15 protein-coding genes are annotated in these 17,954 nt (G+C 58.1%); 4 read left to right on the forward strand and 11 right to left on the reverse strand.

Annotation, left to right across the window (positions count from 1 at the left end):
* Positions 1–22 precede the first annotated feature (22 nt).
* Both Q8K09_RS06650 and Q8K09_RS06655 read right to left on the reverse strand, forming a co-directional pair.
* Complete coding sequence (locus Q8K09_RS06650; RefSeq protein ID WP_305254176.1) at positions 23–544, reverse strand: L,D-transpeptidase; 522 nt, start codon at positions 542–544, stop codon at positions 23–25.
* Between the two features lie 100 nt (positions 545–644).
* A complete protein-coding gene (locus Q8K09_RS06655) occupies positions 645–1,352 on the reverse strand; it encodes a TetR/AcrR family transcriptional regulator (RefSeq protein WP_305254177.1) in 708 nt (235 codons plus the stop codon).
* 259 nt (positions 1,353–1,611) lie between these two features.
* On the opposite strand from Q8K09_RS06655, the gene lexA reads away from it, so the two are divergent.
* On the forward strand, positions 1,612–2,220 hold the full coding sequence (gene lexA, locus Q8K09_RS06660; protein WP_305254178.1) for a transcriptional repressor LexA: 609 nt from the start codon (positions 1,612–1,614) through the stop codon (positions 2,218–2,220).
* A 212-nt stretch (positions 2,221–2,432) separates the two neighbouring features.
* Entirely contained in the window at positions 2,433–2,906 is a 474-nt protein-coding gene (gene sulA / locus Q8K09_RS06665) for an SOS-induced cell division inhibitor SulA (protein WP_305254179.1), read from the forward strand.
* A gap of 118 nt (positions 2,907–3,024) precedes the next feature.
* On the opposite strand, the gene Q8K09_RS06670 is transcribed toward sulA, so the two are convergent.
* From Q8K09_RS06670 to Q8K09_RS06700, 7 genes are all read right to left on the reverse strand, one after another.
* The gene (locus Q8K09_RS06670) at positions 3,025–3,258 is read right to left on the reverse strand and encodes a hypothetical protein (RefSeq protein WP_305254180.1); all 234 of its coding nucleotides are present in this window, start codon (positions 3,256–3,258) and stop codon (positions 3,025–3,027) included.
* A gap of 289 nt (positions 3,259–3,547) precedes the next feature.
* The gene (locus Q8K09_RS06675; protein ID WP_305254181.1) at positions 3,548–4,066 is read right to left on the reverse strand and encodes a DUF6586 family protein; all 519 of its coding nucleotides are present in this window, start codon (positions 4,064–4,066) and stop codon (positions 3,548–3,550) included.
* Between the two features lie 254 nt (positions 4,067–4,320).
* Positions 4,321–6,930, reverse strand: a complete 2,610-nt coding sequence (topA, locus tag Q8K09_RS06680) for a type I DNA topoisomerase (protein ID WP_305254182.1) — start codon at positions 6,928–6,930, stop codon at positions 4,321–4,323.
* 255 nt (positions 6,931–7,185) lie between these two features.
* A complete protein-coding gene (locus Q8K09_RS06685; RefSeq protein ID WP_305254183.1) occupies positions 7,186–7,422 on the reverse strand; it encodes a DUF1653 domain-containing protein in 237 nt (78 codons plus the stop codon).
* 151 nt (positions 7,423–7,573) lie between these two features.
* Positions 7,574–8,749 (reverse strand): acetyl-CoA C-acyltransferase FadA, encoded by a 1,176-nt coding sequence (gene fadA, locus Q8K09_RS06690; protein WP_305254184.1) that lies wholly within the window; start codon positions 8,747–8,749, stop codon positions 7,574–7,576.
* 29 nt (positions 8,750–8,778) lie between these two features.
* Positions 8,779–10,926, reverse strand: coding sequence for a fatty acid oxidation complex subunit alpha FadB (gene fadB / locus Q8K09_RS06695; RefSeq protein WP_305254185.1), 2,148 nt, complete (start codon positions 10,924–10,926; stop codon positions 8,779–8,781).
* 965 nt (positions 10,927–11,891) lie between these two features.
* Positions 11,892–12,329, reverse strand: coding sequence for a hypothetical protein (locus Q8K09_RS06700; RefSeq protein WP_305254186.1), 438 nt, complete (start codon positions 12,327–12,329; stop codon positions 11,892–11,894).
* Between the two features lie 86 nt (positions 12,330–12,415).
* On the opposite strand from Q8K09_RS06700, the gene Q8K09_RS06705 reads away from it, so the two are divergent.
* Positions 12,416–12,856, forward strand: a complete 441-nt coding sequence (locus Q8K09_RS06705; protein WP_305254187.1) for a universal stress protein — start codon at positions 12,416–12,418, stop codon at positions 12,854–12,856.
* 42 nt (positions 12,857–12,898) lie between these two features.
* On the opposite strand, the gene Q8K09_RS06710 is transcribed toward Q8K09_RS06705, so the two are convergent.
* Entirely contained in the window at positions 12,899–13,585 is a 687-nt protein-coding gene (locus tag Q8K09_RS06710; protein ID WP_305254188.1) for a hypothetical protein, read from the reverse strand.
* Between the two features lie 183 nt (positions 13,586–13,768).
* Positions 13,769–15,682, reverse strand: coding sequence for an ATP-binding cassette domain-containing protein (locus Q8K09_RS06715; protein ID WP_305254189.1), 1,914 nt, complete (start codon positions 15,680–15,682; stop codon positions 13,769–13,771).
* Between the two features lie 320 nt (positions 15,683–16,002).
* Between Q8K09_RS06715 and Q8K09_RS06720 the strand changes: the two genes are divergently transcribed.
* A complete protein-coding gene (locus Q8K09_RS06720; RefSeq protein WP_305254190.1) occupies positions 16,003–17,928 on the forward strand; it encodes a transglycosylase SLT domain-containing protein in 1,926 nt (641 codons plus the stop codon).
* Positions 17,929–17,954 lie beyond the last annotated feature (26 nt).

Consider the following 17,954-nt stretch of genomic DNA (forward strand, 5'->3'; position numbering starts at 1 on the left):
TGAACTCACAAATAATCCTTAACTAAAGTGACTCCGCCGCCCAGAGCGGGCATGCAGCCTCGTCGATCTGCACAGCACATTGAACAGGAACCCGCGGAAACAGCGCCAGTAGATCGGCATTACGCAACCGTACACAGCCATGCGAGCGCGGTATGCCCATGGGCTCAGTGTCCGGTGTGCCGTGCAGGTAGATATAGCGGCGGAAGGTGTCGACCTCTCGCAGTCGATTACGTCCCGGCTCACAGCCGCTGAGCCAGATAATCCGCGTAAGAATCCAGTCGCGGGCGGGAAACTGCGCAGCCAGGTCTGGCGACCAGACCTCGCCTGTCCAGCGACGACCGCGCAATACCGCCCCCAGGGGCAAGCCTTCGCCAATCTTCGCCCGCACACGATGCAAACCACGCGGGGTACAGCCGGAGCCATTCAGCTCGCCGGGGCCATTGAGTGCGGTGGAAACTGACAGACGCAAAACCAGCTGCCCGTCGGCAAAACCGTACAGGCACTGATCAGCGAGGGAAATATGCAGGAGGTCGAGAGTGCGCATAGGGCGCTAGCTTAGCGGATCGGACTCGCCAAGCCCACTAGGGCCTGTTGCCGTTTCGTTCGCGGCTCGCGACAAAACAGCAACAGACCCTGGCATGGCATCAAACCTTGGCCGCTATGCCGGCATTCTTGACGCGCGGCTTGAGCTGAGCAGCGGCCAGACCCTCATCGGTCACACCGCTTTCCGAACGCATACCAGCCGCCAGGAATGGCACCATCATGCGCATGACCTGCTCGATCGAGGTGTTCACCCCAAAATCGGTCTCGGCCATAGCACGCAACGCCTTGATTCCAGACATGCTGAAAGCCGCTGCGCCGAGCATGAAATGCACGCGCCAGAACAACTCCAGCGGAGGGATACGTGGCGCGGCCTCATGCACCAGAAGCATGTAACGGCGGAACACCTTGCCGTACACCTCTTCCAGATACTTGCGCAGGTGGCCCTGACTCTGACTGAACGCCAACCCCAGCAGGCGCATGAATATCGATAAATCGTTACCACTACGCGGTTTCACCACCAGCGCCTGATCCACCAGCAACTCGAGCAACTCCTCAAGGCTGACTTTCACCTCTTGCTTCGCCTGACGACGGTCCAGCTCACGCTCGAGGCTGCTGCAGAAAGGACCAAGAAAACGCGAGAAGACTGCCTGAATCAGCGCTTTTTTTGAACCAAAGTGATAGTTCACCGCTGCCAGATTGACTCCAGCCTTACTGGTGATCAGCCGCAATGACGTTTCCGCAAAGCCTTTCTCCGCGAACAACTGCTCCGCCGCATCGAGAATGCGTTCAACGGTTTCCGACTGGGCCATGACTACTCACCTGACAAACACTTGTTTGAAACATACGTTTCGACTGGCCTTCTTGTCAAGTCGCGCAAGCCACTTTCTGGCTCTACGGTCACGCATCGACAACAAACGGGGCCTGGGTCTGCGTCTACTACCCACCCCATTGCACGCAGTGGGCATGAAACCGCAAGCCGCGAATGTAGCCGGCAAGAAAAAAGGAAGATTGCCAACCCCTTATCACTGTATATAATCCCAGTCACTGTACAAAAAGACAGAGCCAACCATGCTGAAACTGACGCCACGCCAAGCTGAAATCCTCACATTCATCAAGCACTGCCTTGATGACAACGGCTACCCGCCAACCCGCGCGGAAATCGCCCAGGCACTTGGCTTCAAGTCTCCCAATGCCGCAGAGGAACACCTCAAGGCGCTAGCCCGCAAAGGCGCCATCGAAATGACCCCCGGTGCCTCTCGAGGCATTCGCATACCTGGTTACGAACCCAACAACACGGAAGAAGGCTTACCCGTTATCGGTCGCGTCGCAGCCGGCGCGCCTATTCTAGCGCAACAGAATATTGAAGACTCGTGCCGCATCAACCCCGAGTTCTTCCACCCCAAAGCCGACTACTTGCTGCGTGTGCGCGGAATGAGCATGAAGGATATTGGCATTCTTGACGGCGACCTGCTGGCAGTACACACCACCCGCGAGGCGCAGAATGGTCAGGTGGTAGTAGCTCGAATAGATGACGAAGTAACGGTCAAGCGCTTCAAGCGCGAAGGCAACAGAGTCTGGCTAACTGCCGAAAATTCCGAGTTTGCCCCCATAGAAGTGAACCTGGAAAAGCAAGAGTTGATCATCGAAGGCTTGAGTGTCGGCGTTATCCGCCGCTAGCAGACAAGGCCCAAGGCAGTAGCAACCTGCGGCGGATGAGCAGGACCACGCCTGATCGCCGCTGGGCACCGCAGCAGGTCGAGCGCAACTGCCAAGACAGCTAAGCCCATTCAGGTTGCGCTTGAGCATTTTGCTCCAGGAGCTAAAGCCCAGACACTCACACCAAGAGGGCAAACGCAGATCGTTTTAGACGGCCTGCCAGAGGAGGTTTTATGCAGTCCCCGCAGTCACTTAAACGTATACAGCTACCGCTGTTCGAGGGGCTGATAGCCTCCGCAGTGACGCCGCTGCTGAACCCAGCGGTGGAGTCGCCCTGGCTGGAGAACCCCGCAGCCTTCAGTGAAATCTCACTGCGCGGCGCTGCAGGTCACTGCCTGAACCTGCTTGCACCAATCCTCCGCGAACTAAGCCAGAACAACGATGCGCGCTGGTTGAGCCTGATCGCCCCACCGGGCAGCCTGACGCAAACCTGGCTACGCGAAGCTGGCCTCAATCGCGAACGTATTCTGTTACTCCACCCAAGGGGCAAGAAAAGCGCTTTGTTGCTGGCTCAGGAAGCACTAAAGCTGGGGCGCAGCCATACTGTTGTCAGTTGGCTTCAGCCTCTTCAGCAGCATGCCCGAGAGCAACTGGAACTGGCCGCACGACAAGGCAAGGCGCAAAGCCTGAACATCAGTCTTGGGTAAAATTCGCAAGCAACCGCACAAGGACTGTGCTCAATAAAACGCCATCGACCAAGCCGGTCACAATCCCTGAACCCAGCTACCTGACAGTGACCTCAGCGTCGAGACAATCTCTCGTCAATCAATGCAGTACGCGCGGGCCCTGCCCGTGATCGAAGTCACCTTCAGCCAATTTCCCGGCCATTTGCACGCCGACGCTGAGCATAGCCTTGGCTACCTCGATATGCTGACCCTGCAGGAACTCCTTGGCATCAGCGGAAAAGTCCAGCACCACCAGGGTTTCTTCGTCTTCCGCGCGACGCAATGCAATGCGCCCATCAGGTAACTCGACGATCTCAAGGTAGGATGTAGGCATAGGGGTGGTTCTCCAGGAAAGACGGGCAGTGTAACAGTCGACCAAGCCTCACCCCAGCCCGCTTATCCAGACTCAGAGGTTGCAAGGATGCCAAGCGCGCGCAGCCGGACAAGCGAAACAAGATCAGCCACCTGGAAAACCAGGGAGGATGGGTCAGATAACCGAAGTTTTTACGCGCTTTGCTCGCCCTGAGGGGTTACTGCGCAACACGCCGCCTACCAAGATCAGCACAACTGCAAGCATCCGGCGACCGCTACAGCAGGCAAGCGGTTTCTCTCAGCCTCTCAGCTCACCACTCGCTCAGGGTCTCGCGAAAGCGTTTGGCCAGCCCCTTCAACTCCTGCCGCCAAGACTCAAGGGTTTCGCGCGCCAATGGCGGTACTTCCTGATCCAGGCTGATCGCTTCGATCAATGGGGTGCGCGGGTCAACTTTGACTTTTTTCGCCGCTAGCGGCGGCTGAAACAGTTCGCTATAAGCCTTAAGCAGTTGCGCCAGCCAGGTTTCCGACTGCTGCGCCAGCTCGATCAGCTCGGCCAGCTCAGGACTCGGCGCAGTATCCAGCAGCGCCTTGTCCAGCAACTGCTCGGCTCGCGCCGCATTACTTTCCGGCAAACGGTAGTAGCCGGCGATCTCGTGACACAGCCCCAACAACGCACCATATAAATGGAATAACGCCGCCTCACGCTCAGCCTGTATCAAGGCTAAAGAATTGACCGCCTGGCCCTCTTGCGCGGCGCGCCAAGACTCTAGCGACAGACCGGCATAGAACAGCTTCTGGTTGGTACGGGTGTAAAGTTCATGGGCCATCAAGGCACCCTCCACTGCAGACCGATCAGAGGCTGCGGAAATATCGAAGGCCTTCGCAACGGCGCCGTTGAGCCACCGAAACAAGAGGCATCGTACCTAACAAGGAACGTTAGCGAACCAGGTCACTTAAGTTATGGCGCAGCGCAACAAAATTGCAGCGCACCTGTGACAGTCGCAGCAGGCAATCGATTTCCCTTCAGACTCTCAAGTCACTATACGCGCGCCTACTCAGTGCAGACGCGCACCTTGTCCGATCAACCCTTGTCTTCGACCTTCCACTTGCCGCCGTCGTAGAAAGCACGCCAGCCGGTCGGTTTGCCATCAACCTCGGTCTGCACGTATTGCTCTTTGGTCTTGCGGCTAAAGCGAATCACCGCCGCACGACCTTCCGGGTCTTTCTTTGGCGCATCACAGAGGAAGTGATACTTAGGATCGATCTCGTCCTTATGCGGAATCAGCTCAAGCACCAGCGGCGCGCGAGTTTCACGGTTCTTGGGAAACTGACTGGCAGCCAGGAACAGACCCGCGGCGCCATCACGCAGGATATAGGTGTCATTGACCTTCTCGCACTTGAGTTCGGGCATCTTCACCGGATCCATCTTCGGTGGAGCTGCTTCGCCACTTTTCAGCAACTTGCGGGTGTTCTTGCACTCGCTGTTGGTGCAACCGAAGAACTTGCCGAAACGGCCGGTCTTCAGCTGCATCTGGCTACCGCACTTGTCGCACTCAAGGCTCGGGCCTTCGTAACCCTTGATCCGGTATTGCCCCTGCTCGATCTCATAACCCGTGCAGTCCGGGTTATTGCCGCAAATATGCAGCTTGCGCGTCTCATCGAGCAGGTAGGCATCCATGGCGGTACCGCATTTCTGGCAGCGATGTTTACCCAGCAGCACCAGCGATTCCGACTCACCCTCATCATCCGCGGCGATTTCATCGCCAGGCACCAGGTTGATGGTCGATTTGCAGCGTTCTTTCGGCGGCAGCGCATAACCGGAACAACCGAGGAAAACGCCGGTGGACGCGGTGCGAATCATCATCGGCCGCCCACACTCCCGGCATGGGATATCGGTCAGCGTAGGCAGGTTGGCACGCATGCCGCTGTCGCTGGCTTCGGCTACTTCGAGCTTCTTCTTGAAGTCACCATAGAACTCGTCGAGCACATTCTTCCACTCGCGCTGGCCCTGGGCCACATCATCCAGATTCTCTTCCATGCCTGCGGTAAAGCCGTAGTCCATCAGGTTGGAGAAACTTTCGCTCAGGCGCCCGGTGACGATGTCGCCCATCTTCTCCGAATAGAAACGCCGGTTATGCAGGGCGACATAGCCGCGATCCTGGATGGTCGAAATGATCGCCGCATAGGTCGAAGGACGGCCGATACCGCGCTTCTCCATCTCCTTGACCAAGCTGGCTTCCGAGTAGCGTGCCGGCGGCTTAGTGAAGTGCTGGCTCGGATCAAGTTTGATCAGCTTGAGCACTTCGCCCTGGGCCATGTCCGGCAACACATCGTCATCGCCCGGCTTGCTCATTTGCGGCAACGCCCGGGTGTAACCGTCGAACTTGAGAATCCGGCCCTTGGCGCGCAACTCGAACTGCGCAGCGGTAACGGTCACGGTGGTCGACAGGTACTCGGCAGGCGGCATCTGGCACGCCACGAACTGGCGCCAGATCAACTCATACAGCCGCTCGGCATCACGCTCCATGCCGGTTATCTGGGTCGGCTTGAGGTTGACGTCAGACGGACGAATCGCTTCGTGCGCCTCCTGGGCCCCTTCCTTGCTGCTGTAAGCAATCGGGTTGGCCGGCAGGTACTTCTTGCCGAACTCACCCTCGATGAAATCGCGCACCATGCTCACGGCATCAGCCGACAGGTTGGTCGAGTCGGTACGCATATAGGTGATGTAACCGGCCTCGTACAGACGCTGGGCCATCATCATGGTTTTCTTCACGCCGAAGCCGAGGCGGTTACTGGCCGCCTGCTGCAACGTCGAGGTAATGAACGGCGCCGATGGCTTACTGCTGGTCGGTTTGTCTTCACGCTTGGCAATGCTGTAGCTGGACTTCTCAAGCGTTACCAAGGCAGCCATCGCCTGGGCTTCGTTCAGCGGCTTGAAGGCAACGCCGCTTTCGCGAGCTACCTCAAAACGCACATTGGCGCCCTTGACTGTGCCCAGATCAGCGTGCACTTCCCAATATTCTTCAGGAACAAAGGCACGAATTTCTGTTTCGCGCTCAACCACCAACTTCACCGCCACCGACTGCACCCGGCCAGCCGACAGACCGCGGGCGATCTTGGCCCACAGCAATGGCGAGACCATGTAACCCACTACACGATCGAGGAAGCGCCGGGCTTGCTGGGCATTGACCCGATTGATGTCCAGTTCGCCGGGCTTGGAGAACGCTTCTTGAATGGCCTTCTTGGTGATCTCGTTGAACACCACGCGCTTGTAGCGGCTGTCGTCGCCACCGATGGATTCGCGCAGGTGCCAGGCAATGGCTTCCCCCTCGCGATCCAAGTCGGTTGCGAGATAGATGGTGTCGGCATCCTTGGCCAACCGCCGCAGCTCCTCGACAACTTTTTCCTTGCCCGGAAGGATCTCGTACTTGGCCTTCCAGCCATGCTCGGGATCGACCCCCATGCGCGCCACCAGCTGGCGCTTGGCCTTTTCCTTGGGCGACAGCGCCGGGACTTCGCCAGCAGCCGCCTTGCCCCGCTTTACGGGTTCCTTGGCAGCACTTGCCGAGCCGCTGGTAGGCAGGTCACGGATGTGGCCGATGCTCGACTTCACCACGTACTGGTCGCCCAGGTACTTGTTGATGGTCTTGGCCTTGGCCGGGGATTCCACGATGACCAGCGATTTGCCCATGGATTGGAAAATTCCTGAAATTCGATAAATGAAAGGCGAGAAGCGCCATACAGACTGTTGAAAATACTGCGTAGCCATAACTGGCGAGGTGATTTCGACCGAAGAAGCGGCGTTTACATGCGGTAAATAAGCCTTCTACGCCCGCGTTCAACGCTGCACGATACAGCGCGTGGGTTCAATAGCCAGCCCGCGCGGCACCGCTATATATAGTGGCGCTCAGGTTGAGGTCAAGCGTAGCAGTAGCGCGACCTGCGCTCAGGGTCGCTCGAAAAGGCTTGTTTCGGCTTGAATCAGAGCAAAGCGTGGAACCCTCTCGCCGTCAACCTCGACGCTTGAGCAAAACATCTCCAGCGGACGCACCCACAAGCCGTAATCGCCGTATAGCGCCTGATAGACCACTACTTGCTGCTCTTCCTCGGAATGCCGGGCTACGCCAAATACGCGGTACTCGGGGCCCTTGTAGTGGCGATAAAGGCCGGGCTGTAATTGCATGGCTAAATTCCTCGAATTTTTTCTACCGCACAAAAAATTTCGCGGGAAATTTCTACGTTGCGCAGCGACGCGCCCAAAGAGTGCTTGCCATAAATGGCAGGCCAAAAACAAAAACCGGGGCACTAGGCCCCGGTTTTATGCCTGCGAGCGCTTAAAGGCGTTCGAAGACAGTGGTAATGCCCTGACCGAGGCCGATGCACATGGTCGACACACCAAAAGTGCCGCCATTTTGCTTCATCACGTTGAGCAGGGTACCGGAGATACGCGCACCGGAACACCCGAACGGGTGACCCAAAGCGATCGCGCCACCGTGCAGATTGACCTTTTCTTCCATCTTGTCGAGCACTTTCAGGTCCTTCAGCACCGGCAGAGCCTGGGCGGCGAAGGCTTCGTTGAGCTCGAAGAAGTCGATGTCATTAATAGTCAGGCCAGCACGCTTGAGAGCCTTTTGGGTAGCCGGCACAGGGCCGTAACCCATAATCGCCGGATCAACACCCGCAACCGCCATGGCACGTACCACGGCCATCGGCTGAATGCCGAGGTCCTTGGCGCGCTGGGCGGACATGACGATCATGCACGAAGCGCCATCGGTGATCTGCGAAGAAGTACCCGCGGTCACGGTGCCGCCTTTCGGGTTGAACGCAGGCTTCAGCGCAGCCAGGCTTGCCAGCGTAGTTTCCGGACGAATGGTTTCGTCGTAGTCGAAAACCTTCAGGAAGCCGTTCTCGTCATAGCCTTGCATCGGGATGATTTCATCCTTGAACTTGCCTTCGACGGTAGCTTTCTGGGCCAGACGGTGCGAACGCTCACCGAAGGCGTCCTGCTGCTCGCGGCTGATGCCGTGCATCTTGCCAAGCATTTCCGCAGTCAGACCCATCATGCCCGACGCCTTGGCGGCATAAAGCGACAGGTGCGGATTAGGATCGACACCGTGCATCATGCCGACGTGGCCCATGTGCTCCACACCACCGATGACGAACACGTCGCCATTACCGGTCTGGATCGCCTGCACAGCAGTGTGCAGGGCGCTCATGGAGGAACCGCACAGGCGGCTGACCGTCTGCGCAGCACTGGTGTGCGGGATCTGGGTCATCAACGACGCCATACGCGCGACGTTCCAGCCCTGCTCCAGGGTCTGGTTGACACAACCCCAGATCACATCTTCCACTTCGGCCGGATCGACCTTGGTGTTGCGCGTCAGCAGGCCGCTGATCAAATTGGCCGACAGGGTCTCGGCACGGGTATTACGATGCATGCCACCCTTGGAACGACCCATCGGGGTGCGACCGAAGTCGACGATCACTGCATCTCTAGGATTAAGACTCATAAATTCACTCTCGCTCTAGTCTGTGCGCATTAACCGAAGAACTTCTGACCGCCGGCGGCCATTTCGCGAAGTTTTGCGGTCGGCTGATACAGCGCACCCAGGTCGGCGTACTTGTCGGCCAAGGCCACGAATTCAGCAACACCGACGCTGTCGATATAACGCAGCGCACCACCACGGAACGGCGGGAAGCCGATGCCATAGATCAGGCCCATATCAGCCTCGGCTGCCGTCTCGACGATGCCGTCTTCCAGGCAACGCACGGTTTCCAGGCACAGCGGGATCATCATGAAGTTGACGATGTCTTCATCGGTCACTTCACGCTGCTCAGTGATAATGGACTTGAGCAACTCGTAAGCCTGCGGGTCGATGACCTTCTTCGGCTTGCCGCGCTTATCCATTTCGTAGGAGTAGAAGCCCTTGCCGTTCTTCTGGCCCAGGCGATCTGCCTCATACATCACGTCGACTGCAGTACGACCCTCAACCGCCATGCGATCCGGGAAGCCTTCAGCCATCACGTCACGGCCGTGGTGGCCGGTATCGATACCGACCACGTCGGACAGGTACGCCGGGCCCATGGGCCAGCCGAACTTCTCCATGACCTTGTCGATACGCACGAAGTCGACACCGAAACCGAGCAGCTTGGAGAAACCGCCGAAATACGGGAACAGCACGCGGTTGACCAGGAAGCCAGGGCAGTCATTGACCACAACCGGCGTCTTGCCCATCTTCTTGGCGTACGCCACGGTAGTAGCGATCGCCACCTCACCGGACTTCTCACCACGGATCACTTCAACCAACGGCATCATGTGCACCGGGTTGAAAAAGTGCATACCGCAGAAGTTTTCCGGACGCTTAAGCGCCTTGGCCAACAGGCTGATGGAGATGGTCGAGGTGTTAGACGTCAGGATCGCGTCGTCCCTGACCAGACCTTCGACTTCGGCCAGTACAGCTTGCTTGACCTTGGGGTTCTCGACCACGGCCTCGACCACGATGTCGACGTTGCCAAAATCACCATAGGACAAGGTCGGACGAATGGCGTTGAGCGCTTCAGCCATCTTCGCGGGTGTCAGGCGACCTTTGGCGACACGGTTACCGAGCAGCTTGGAGGCTTCGGCTAGACCCATCTGGATGCCGTCTTCACGGATATCTTTCATCAGGATCGGCGTGCCCTTGACGGCCGACTGATAAGCGATGCCGCCACCCATGATGCCGGCACCGAGAACGGCGGCCAGCTTCACGTCTTTAGCGATTTCGTCGTAGTGCTTGGCTTTCTTCTTCAGCTCCTGATCATTCAGGAACAGACCAATCAAGCTGGCAGCGACCGGAGTCTTGGCCAGCTTGACGAAGCCGGCGGCCTCCACTTCCAGCGCCTTGTCGCGACCGAAGTTAGCGGCTTTCTGAATAGTCTTGATCGCCTCGACCGGGGCCGGATAGTTCGGGCCGGCCTGGCCTGCAACGAAACCCTTGGCGGTTTCGAAGCACATCATTTGTTCGATGGCGTTGAGCTTGAGCTTTTCCAGCTTGGGCTGACGCTTGGCCTTATAGTCCAATTCGCCTGAAATAGCGCGTTTGATCAGATCCAGAGCAGCGGCCTGCAGCTTGTCGGCAGTTACTACCGCATCGACAGCACCCATTTTCAGGGCGTCGTCAGCACGATTTTCCTTGCCAGAGGCAATCCACTCGACCGCATTGTCAGTACCAATCAAGCGCGGCAGGCGCACGGTGCCACCGAAGCCTGGGTAGATACCCAGTTTGACTTCTGGCAGACCCACCTTGGCGCCATCAGCCATAACACGGTAATCCGCCGCCAGGCACATCTCAAAACCACCGCCTAGGGCGATGCCGTTGATTGCGGCTACGGTCGGCATATCAAGGTCTTCAAAATCACTGAAGATTTTGTTGGCTTCGAGGTTGCCGGCTACCAGTTCTGCATCTGGCAACTTGAAGCTTTCGACGAACTCAGTGATATCAGCACCGACGATAAATACGTCTTTGCCACTGCTGACAATCACACCCTTGATCGAAGCATCGGCCTTGATTGCATCAACCGACTGACGCAGTTCGTTGAGGGTTTGACGATTGAATTTGTTGACGGACTCACCCTTGAGGTCGAATTTCAATTCGACGATGCCACTCTCAAGGGCCTTAACCGTGATGGCTTTACCTTCGTAAATCATCAACTGATCTCCACGGTATGGAAGCTGAACAGTACACATCGGAGCCAACCAGCTGGCTACCCTGCGGCGCAGCCGCTTGAGAGTAGCTCTTGAGAGCCTGGCACACCCGCCGACGCGATAATCGGACTGGATCGACGCTGCTTTTTTAAGCAAACGCTCAATTCATACGCCCGTTTGATTCGGGTGTGCCCACCTTCAAGGAAAAGTCACAAATTGTCAATTGATCGCTTGCCGCTTGATACGTCGGCAACAGCACGGGCGAGGATTGCTACGTGAAGCCAGCACCACTGCGCAGCAATCAGGTAGCCATATTCGCCAAAAAAACCAGAAAATTAGATAAAACGGTCGTTAACTCACCTCAGCACAGACTTGATGAATCATTTTTTGGTGGCTTGATTTGTCTCGACACGGCCTCGTGCCGCGACACCATCGAGAGGCCAGCCAGGGACAGTCAGGGGCTGCGTCGCAGCAAAGACGCAGCAGTGGGATGTTGTAAAAACGCTTGTCTCACGCAACCGCCTTGGCACCTACTTAGGGGGTTGTGCAAACACCAGCCGGCCCTCTCGCCCGGGCTGCCGATACCTGAGCACAATGCATCAACAGACAATGGCGGCGTATTGAGCGTATGGTTGTGCAAGACCGTTAAGCGCCCTGAGAACATATCCACAGGGCTTAAATACACGCAGCCGCCCTGCTGAGGCGCTTGGCGCCGTCCCAGAAATATCCGACACATGACTTATTCGATTTTCCGGCCTGCCTGGCCACACTTATAGCCTGATGCTTGCATCGGGCTTTTTTCTTGGCTGTGTGCCCGTCAGATGTTGCAGCAATGGGTAGGTTGGCGCGGGCCGCGCAGCGAAGCCCAACAGGCAGTGGGATACCCCAGACCTACCGCTTATCGCTTCATAACGCACAATGGCCAGGTAACTGGCTCTTGATTGGTTCACGCCCTGACGGCTTGTCGATCAGGCGCGTATCTGCAAGAAGCTGGCAATTTTCCCCAGAGCATCCTCCCCACCACGCTCCCCCCAGCAGAGCGAGATCATCTGCGTCGTTGCCTCAGCCTTATAGACATCCACTGGCAAGCTGGACAACTGCTCGACCAGCAGCGCATCAGTGCATGGCTCACGCCATTTATTCAGCCACTGACCCGGCTCAATCTGCCAGTAGCACCAGCAATCCTGCCGCCCACGGCTGCGCGCCCGGTAATATTGCGGGCACTGACCCGGCGGTTCCTCGATCAACCAATACGGCCATTGCTCGCTCGACAACTGCATCGCCACCCCCGTGCGCCGGGCTTGCAAACGCACATCCATCCGCCCACGCTGTCGCCGCGAAGGCATCAGCATGCTCAGCGGGCTGAGCACAAAAGCCACAATTAACAATATGAGCCATACAGACATATATTCATCTCGCAGGTAAAAGCCTGTCACAAGCGCTCAATACAGCCATACTTCGAATCATCGGCAACCCTTAGAAGGATCCACCCATGCCCTACCAGCATATTCTGGTCGCTGTCGACCTAACCGAAGAATGCGACCCCGTAATGAAACGCGCACAGGAACTGGCTTCGAGCAATCACGCAACACTATCGGTGGTGCATATAGTTGAACCGATGGCCATGGCGTTTGGCGGGGACGTTCCGATGGATTTGTCGATGCTGCAACAGCAGCAATTCGAACAAGCCCGCGAGCGCCTGGACAGCTTTGCCGGCAAATACCCGGACCTGAGCGCAGACCAACGTCACCTGGCTTACGGCCAGCCACGTCAGGAAATACACCGCTTGGCCGAAGAGCAAGGCTGTGACCTGATCATCGTCGGCAGCCATGGCCGCCACGGCCTGGCTCTACTCCTGGGCTCCACCGCCAATGACGTGCTGCATGGCGCCCCCTGCGACGTACTGGCCGTACGCCTGAAGAAACCCGAATAGCCCGTGCGGCGAATGAGGCAGCAAGCCTCATTCGCCGCAGGATCACTCGAAATTGTCACCCGCGCTCATGACCATCGGACGTATCTTCTGCAGCTGGGTTTCCAGCGAATAGGTCATGCTCGAAGACATGGAAAAGAAGGTCAGAAAGGCCTTCAGGTTCGAGTCACCCTCGCAGGTATCGTGTATCCGCTGCCAAAACGCCTGATTGACCAGCTGCAATTGCTGGAACATACGCACCAGGCCCTTCAGCTCCCAATCCGCAAGCCGCCCCTCTCGAAAATTGAAGTACTGCCGCGCCAGATACAGCGAAACCGCACGCAGGATGAATTCCTGATTATTGGCGAACGGCAGGTGATTCTGTGCCATCGGCTTGAGTTTGCCCAATACCGGACAAGCGCTGGTCGCCATTATTACCCCAAGCAGCGCACGCAGCCCTTCTTCCAGACCCACCTGCTTGGTGTACTCACGCTCAGGGGTGCGCACCCAGACAACAGCCTTTTTGAAGGCCGGCAGCCCCTGAAAATCCTCAACAACGCGGTGCAGATCTACCGCTGCCGGGCAGTGGCTGAAATCGTTCCGGCTTAGCGGGCAATTGCTGCACTGCTGGTGATCCAGGCGCGTCCAGCTAGGCGCCGCCTGTGCCTGAACAGGGTCATATACACGGTCCAGTTCGATCCTATAACTGAACTCGTGATTATCGTCGAGACTAATCCGGTACTCGATGGCCATGCGTGTCTCCGCCAGACGATATGAGGGTGTGTTTGAGGGCAATCAGATGCGCTGGCGACGACTCAGCAATCGTGAGCATATCAAGCGCCTTAGCGGGACTCTCGGTGTTTGCTGCACAGCGTTACGCTCGCAGCAAGCAACCTAAGGGCCAGCACAATTGGCAGCGCTTGTGTTCAAACGCTCTCAGCCTTCGAGTTCGGCCCAACGCTCGAGCAGTTTATCCAGTTCATGCTGCAAGCTTTGCAAACGGGCCAGCACCTCGGCACTTTTTTCTGCGGATTGCTGATAAAAAGCCGGGCCACTGATCTCCGTTTCCTGTGCAGCTATCTGCACCTCGAGCGCATCGATCTGCGCAGGCAGTGCCTCCAACTCGCGCTGCACCTTGTAACTGAGCTTCTTCTTGGCGAGCGGAGCTGCCTCAGGTGCAGGTGCAGGCGCGGTTTCGACGATGGCGGACGCCAATTCGGCCTTGCCGGTCTTGGTTTCACCGACCCCGAGCAAGCGTGGCGAACCGCCCTGGCGCAACCAGTCCTGATAGCCACCCACGTATTCACGAACCTTGCCTTCGCCTTCGAAGACCAGGGTGCTGGTGACCACGTTATCGAGGAATGCCCGGTCGTGGCTGACCATCAGCACGGTGCCCTTGAACGTCAGCAGCACCTCTTCGAGCAACTCGAGGGTTTCCACATCAAGGTCGTTAGTCGGTTCGTCGAGCACCAGCAAGTTAGCCGGCTTGCTGAACAGCTTGGCCAGCAGCAGGCGCGCACGCTCACCACCCGACAACGCCTTGACCGGTGTACGGGCACGCTGCGGGCTGAACAGGAAGTCGCCCAGGTAACTCAGCACATGCCGGCTTTGCCCATCGATATCGATAAAGTCGCGGCCTTCGGCGACGTTGTCGATGACGGTTTTTTCCAGGTCAAGCTGATGGCGCAGCTGATCGAAATAAGCCACGTCGATGCGCGTGCCTTCCTTGACGCTGCCGCTGCTCGGCTGCAAGCCACCTAGCATCAGTTTCAGCAAGGTGGTTTTGCCAGTACCGTTGGCGCCAAGCAGACCGATACGGTCCTCGCGCTGCAGGACCATGGAGAAGTCCTTGATCAGGAACGGCCCACCCGGATGGGCGAAACTGACGTTATCCAGCACCATCACCTGCTTGCCCGATTTGTCGGCGGTATCCAGCAGGATATTGGCTTTGCCAGTGCGCTCACGACGCTCACTGCGCTCGACCCGCAAAGCCTTCAACGCCCGCACACGCCCTTCGTTGCGCGTACGACGGGCCTTGATGCCTTGGCGAATCCACACTTCTTCCTGGGCCAGACGCTTGTCGAACAGGGCGTTGGCCACCTCTTCGGCGGCCAGCGTGGCTTCTTTGTGCACCAGGAAGCTGGCGTAGTCACCATCCCAGTCGATCAGGCCGCCGCGATCCAGTTCAAGAATGCGCGTGGCCAGGTTTTGCAGGAAGGAGCGGTCGTGGGTAATGAACAGCACGGCGCCGTTAAAGCCCAGCAGCGCTTCTTCCAGCCAGGCAATGGCGCCGATGTCGAGGTGGTTGGTCGGTTCGTCGAGCAACAGCAGGTCCGGCTCAGAGACCAGCGCTTGGGCCAACAGCACCCGCCGACGCCAACCGCCGGACAGCTCGGCCAGGGTCTTGTCGGCCGGCAACTGCAAGCGACTCAAGGTGCTGTCGACCAGTTGTTGCAGGCGCCAGCCGTCACGGGCCTCAAGGTCCTGCTGAACATGCATGAGCTTGTCCAGATCAGCATCGGTGACGATGTTCTGGCTCAGGTGGTGATACTGCGCAAGCAGTTCGCCAACGCCGTCCAGGCCTTGGGAAACCACATCGAAAACTGTCCGCCCGTCGGCAACTGGCAGTTCTTGCGGCAACTCGCCGATCTTCAGCCCCGGTGCACGCCAGACTGAGCCTTCGTCGGGCTTCTGATCACCCTTGACCAGTTTCAACATGCTCGACTTGCCGGTGCCATTGCGGCCGATAATGCACGCCCGCTCGCCACGCGCAATCTGCCAAGACACCTTGTCCAGCAGCGGCATGGCGCCGTAGGCCAGGGAAACATCGGTGAACTTGAGCAGGGTCATGGCACGCCTCGAAAATACAGCGCCGGGTAAACAAGCAGGCAACGACTGCGAATGCGCAAGAAATGAAGCACAAAATGCACACTACAGCCCTGCCCTGCGAATGTTTAGCAGCGCAAAAAACTTGTTTGCCGAGGCCCGCAGGCTCCGACAAAAAACTGGGCGCGCATTCTAACCGAGATGAGCATCGAGTTTGCGGGCATTTTTCATTAAGGCGCCAGTCGGCAGTGGCGCTTTTACCTACCCCCGGCAAAAGGCTAAGCTAGATGCATAAAGCGCTGGCTATGCCCGCAGCTCCTCTCATTTGCTTACCCGGAAGTGCCATGCACGGTCGCCTGCTTCGCTTGTTCTCCTGCTTGATCCTCTCTGTCGTGACGACTACAGCGGCTCAGGCCGCCAGCTTGGCACAGCAGCGTCAGTACTACGACGAGGCAAAAGCTGCCCTGGCCAAAGGCGACAAAGGCCCTTATCAGCGTTACGCCAACGCCTTGCGTGATTACCCGCTGGAGCCGCACCTGGCCTATGAGGAACTCACCGCCCGGCTCAAATGGGCGAGCAATGACGAGATCGAAAAATTCCTGGCCGAGCATGGCGATCTGCCGCAAGCAAGCTGGATGAAGCTGCGCTGGCTACGCTGGCTGGCCGAACGTGGCGAGTGGCAAACCTTCATCAACTACTATGATCCTGCACTGAACTTCACCGAACTGGACTGCCTCTACGGTCAATACCAACTCAGCCATGGCATGCTTGCCGAGGGCTTTGTCACCGCCGAGAAGCTTTGGCTGGTTGGTAAGTCGCAGCCCAATGCCTGCGACCGCCTGTTCGAGCAATGGGCCGCCAAGGGCAAACTAACCGAAGACATGCGCTGGAAGCGCGCCAAGCTGGCCGCTGAAACCCGTAACTATGGCCTGGCCAGCTACCTGATCAAGGGACTACCAACCCTTGGCAACCACGGCAAGCTGCTGCTGGACGTCGCGCAGAACCCACAACTTCTTAGCCAGACCGGGCGTTTCGGCGCCAACGATCAGGCCATGGCCGATGTAGTAGGCCTCGGCTTGCGCCGTTTGGCCCGCCAGGACCCGGAGAAGGCCCTGACGCTGCTCGATAGTTATGCCCAGCGCATGAAGTTTTCCAGTGACGAGCAAGTCGCCATTGCCCGTGAGATCGGCCTGACCCTGGCAAAACGCTTCGACGCCCGCGCACTCAAGGTAATGGCGCAGTACGACCCGCAACTGCGCGACAACACCGTCAGCGAATGGCGAGCACGCTTGCTACTGCGCCTCGGGCGCTGGGACGACGCACACCAGTTGACCCGGCAAATGCCCGCAGAGCTAGGCCAGACCAACCGCTGGCGCTACTGGCAGGCGCGCAGCCTGCAGTTGGCCCAGCCCAACAGCCAGGTACCGCAAACCCTTTACCAAGGCCTGGCCAAGGAACGTGACTTCTACGGTTTCATGGCCGCCGACCAGGTCAAGGCGCCTTACCAGCTGAACAACAAACCGCTGCAGCTTTCTCCCAAGACCCTGCAGAAAGTACGCAACGCCGCCGGCATTCGCCGGGCCATGGAATTCCACGACCGCGGCCAGATCGTCGATGGCCGCCGCGAGTGGTATCACGTCAGCCGCCTGTTCAGTCGTGATGAGCTGGTTGCCCAGGCGCGCCTGGCGTACGACATGGAGTGGTACTTCCCGGCGATTCGCACCATCAGCCAGGCGCAGTACTGGGACGACCTGGACATACGCTTCCCCATGGCCCACCGCGAACCGCTGACCATTGAGTCGAAGAAGCGCGGCCTGCACTCCAGCTGGGTATTCGCCATCACCCGCCAGGAAAGCGCGTTCATGGCCGACGCCAAGTCGCCGGTCGGAGCCATGGGCCTGATGCAGGTGATGCCGGCGACCGCCAAGGAGACCGCACGCAGATTCGGCATCCCGCTGAGCAATCCGAACAATACCCTGCTACCGAGCGTGAACATCCAGCTCGGCACAGCCTACCTGAGCCAGGTTTACGGCCAGTTCAACGGTAACCGGGTGCTCGCCTCTGCTGCTTACAACGCCGGGCCCGGCCGGGTACGCCAGTGGTTGCGCGGTGCTGATCACCTGGCCTATGACGTGTGGATCGAGAACATTCCGTTCGACGAAACCCGCCAGTACGTGCAAAACGTGCTGTCTTATTCGGTGATCTACGGACAGAAACTCAATGCTCCGCAGCCACTGATTGCCTGGCACGAGCGCTACTTCGACCAGTAACCGCGAACACTGCACGCTCAACAGCT

It is taken from the genome of Pseudomonas sp., assembly GCF_030683065.1.
Taxonomy (GTDB): Bacteria; Pseudomonadota; Gammaproteobacteria; order Pseudomonadales; family Pseudomonadaceae; genus Aquipseudomonas.